Source organism: Shewanella sp. Sh95 (genome assembly GCF_001308045.1).
GTDB lineage: Bacteria > Pseudomonadota > Gammaproteobacteria > Enterobacterales > Shewanellaceae > Shewanella > Shewanella xiamenensis.
Genome location: NZ_LGYY01000049.1, coordinates 1 through 2872, shown reverse-complemented (window position 1 = coordinate 2872; position 2872 = coordinate 1). Strand labels below are relative to the sequence as shown.

5 protein-coding genes are annotated in these 2872 nt (G+C 43.3%); all 5 read left to right on the top strand.

Annotation, left to right across the window (positions count from 1 at the left end; genetic code table 11):
* The coding region (locus AEA42_RS23085) for an IS3 family transposase (RefSeq protein ID WP_348625484.1) at positions 1-97 on the top strand (97 nt) is incomplete at its 5' end.
* A 494-nt stretch (positions 98-591) separates the two neighbouring features.
* Complete coding sequence (gene radC, locus AEA42_RS04265; RefSeq protein WP_055647062.1) at positions 592-1074, top strand: DNA repair protein RadC; 483 nt, start codon at positions 592-594, stop codon at positions 1072-1074.
* On the top strand, positions 1071-1508 hold the full coding sequence (locus AEA42_RS04260) for a DUF2787 family protein (protein ID WP_055647061.1): 438 nt from the start codon (positions 1071-1073) through the stop codon (positions 1506-1508). Before radC ends, AEA42_RS04260 begins: the two co-directional genes overlap by 4 nt.
* A gap of 114 nt (positions 1509-1622) precedes the next feature.
* Positions 1623-1754 (top strand): hypothetical protein, encoded by a 132-nt coding sequence (locus AEA42_RS23015; protein WP_280938055.1) that lies wholly within the window; start codon positions 1623-1625, stop codon positions 1752-1754.
* Between the two features lie 144 nt (positions 1755-1898).
* Complete coding sequence (locus AEA42_RS04255) at positions 1899-2465, top strand: recombinase family protein (RefSeq protein ID WP_055647060.1); 567 nt, start codon at positions 1899-1901, stop codon at positions 2463-2465.
* Positions 2466-2872: the final 407 nt, after the last annotated feature.

The following is a 2872-nucleotide window of genomic DNA, read 5'->3' as shown; positions in this document are numbered from 1 at the left end:
TTTTGAATACATAGAAGTTGATTACAACAAAACCAGAAGGCATAGTTCACTTGGCTATTTAAGCCCTGAGAATTTTGAACTGAAACACAGTGCTTAGTTAAGTGTCCAGAGTTAGCGGATCAGATCAGTTAGCTCAATTTGCGAAGTTATTGGATACAGAGGGACAGCCATACCGCCGTAGCAAAATGTTGATCGATGGTAAGGAGCAAAGAGTACTTCGCCTCCCCTGCGAGTGACATTTTATGTGCAAGCCGTTTCAAAAAATTGGCACATTGGAACAACAAGACATAATTTGTGGTACAAACTTAATCATTTATAAACATGAAGTTATAAAGTTTGTACCACAATTCCAATTCCTCTGTCTGAAAATACTCTATATAGGGGTAAATTACTCGCACCAGTTCTTTTCTTTATATGAGTAATTCCTAAGAATCCCCCTAGAAAATGGGGAGATCGAACAAATCCCGCAAAACTGAAATTGTCCGACTAAGACAAGGATGTCTGACCGTTTTATCCCTTATACCCGAGTCAAGTCGGACGAATGAAGCTGGCATAAGAATCCTGAGTAAATACATTACATTAGGAGTTAATATGTCATATCATCAACCCGATATCCCCTCCCCTAACTGCGAAGATTCTATTATCAGGGAAGCAATCACGATCATAGAGCATCGTTATTGTCACTCTGCCCTATATCAAACGGCATTCACGACACCAATCCTGACGAAAGACTATCTACGTCTACGTATGAGTGGCTACGAGCGTGAAGTATTCGCCGTTATGCTCTTAGATAGCCAGCACCGCTTGATAGCCTATGAAGAGCTGTTCTTTGGCACCATAGATGCAGCCTCGGTTTATCCAAGGGAAGTCGTGAAGCTAGTGCTTAGCAGGAATGCCGCAGCAGCGATATTTGCCCATAACCATCCCTCTGGCACACCTGAACCATCACAGGCTGATAGACGCATCACAGAGCGTCTTAAGGAAGCCTTAGCAACGATTGATGTACCAGCCTTAGACCATCTAGTGATTGGCCACCATGAAGTGGTGTCCTTTGCTGAGAGGGGCTGGATATGACCACAACCATTCAGATAGACCTTAAGGCCGCAAGAAGTTTATTGCCGATGACATTAAGCCTCACGCAAATCATTCGGCGGTTACTCCTCAAGAATTTGCCGCCCATTGTGAGTAATGGTGTGACGATTAAATTTCGTGACCCAAGCTACTCTGCCGATGCTGGTGGCTTTCACCCAGTCGAAATCCGCTTGGAATACTCACAGACCACCAGCATGTGGCAAGTTTGCTATATCACGGACTTTGCTTACCAAGGACGCTACTTCCCTGAACTCGAAAAGGATATCGACTTCAACTTCTCAGAGGGTTCAGGGTATCAGGCTTATGTTGGATTTCACCCGCTAAGCCATTTCAGTGGTCTTTATCGGTTATGGGAAGCCAACTTCAGAAGTTATGTGGTTGATGATCTCTATCAGATAACCATCAGTTGGGACTAATCCACCAACACCATTCCATTCAGCACTAACCAGAAAATCACTACATGGGTTCATGTGGTGGGCTTTCGGCTGCCTGAATGCCAGCCATACAGGAGAAACATCATTAGCGAATTAATGAAGTCGGTCGCTAAAGCAGCACTACTGACCATAGTGCCGATCCTCATCCAAGCCTTTGTCGAGCGGTATTTATCAGATGAAGAACGATGGGAAAACGAGGTGAGTGACTCAGATCAAGAAGCTGAGTAACACCTTGTATTCATAGTCAATAAACCAAGCCCATGTGACACGGTGAGAAATACCGCTAACGCCATGTCACATGGGTCCATTTCCGACTTTTGACACGGTTGGTCAGTGAACCTAGACCCTATTGACCAGCTAAGGAGAACCATTATGGCAATTATTGGATATGCCCGAGTATCAACGACAGGGCAAAGCCTCGATGCACAGCTCAATGCTCTGAGTAGCTGCGATAAGATATTTCAGGAGAAAATCAGCGGTGCTAAGGACGACAGGCCACAACTTCAGTTAATGTTAGAGTTTGTTCGAGAAGGCGATTGTGTCATCGTGACCAAGCTGGATAGGTTGGCAAGGAACACCCGCCACTTGTTGGAAATTGCCGAGTTCCTGTCCGGTAAGAAGGTCGCCCTGAAAATCCAGAACCTAGGGATTGATACAGGGACACCAACAGGAAAGCTGATGCTTACGATGGTGGGTGCTATAGCCACCTTCGAGCGGGAGCTAATGCTAGAGCGACAAGCAGAAGGAATTGCGTTAGCCAAACAAAATGGAAAGTACAAAGGGCGTAAACCAACAGCAATGGCAAAGAAATTAGAGGTCATATCGCTAATTAAGCAAGGCTTATCTAAACCTGCTATAGCTCATAAACTGAATATATCTGTATCGAGTGTTCAGCGTATCACCGCACAAAATCAAATAGATAATCTATTAGCTATATGATTAATAACTTGATCTTACTCATTGTAATGTTTCACTTGCCCGATTATATTTCGCACACCAACTCGTAACTTTCATTATATGGAATTAACAATATGGATAATACATTGAAGTTCGTAAGTTTATCTGTAGTCCTTTTGGGAGGATGTGCCTCTACACAACCTTCAATACCTATGCAAAATGTATCTATACCTTCACTATCACAAGAAACCTCTGTTTCTCTGGGTGAAAGTATGTTGAAACAGGCAACAGGTTATATTACTGACACAATAACTCTTGGGAAGGTAGTGTTCATAATTCTGTGTCATTTCAGTAAAATATTCAAAAACAGGAATGACACATGACCCAACCTTTTAACTTCGAACAAGCCCTTAAAGATCTGCAATCAGGTAAAAGCCTCACAGGTAAAG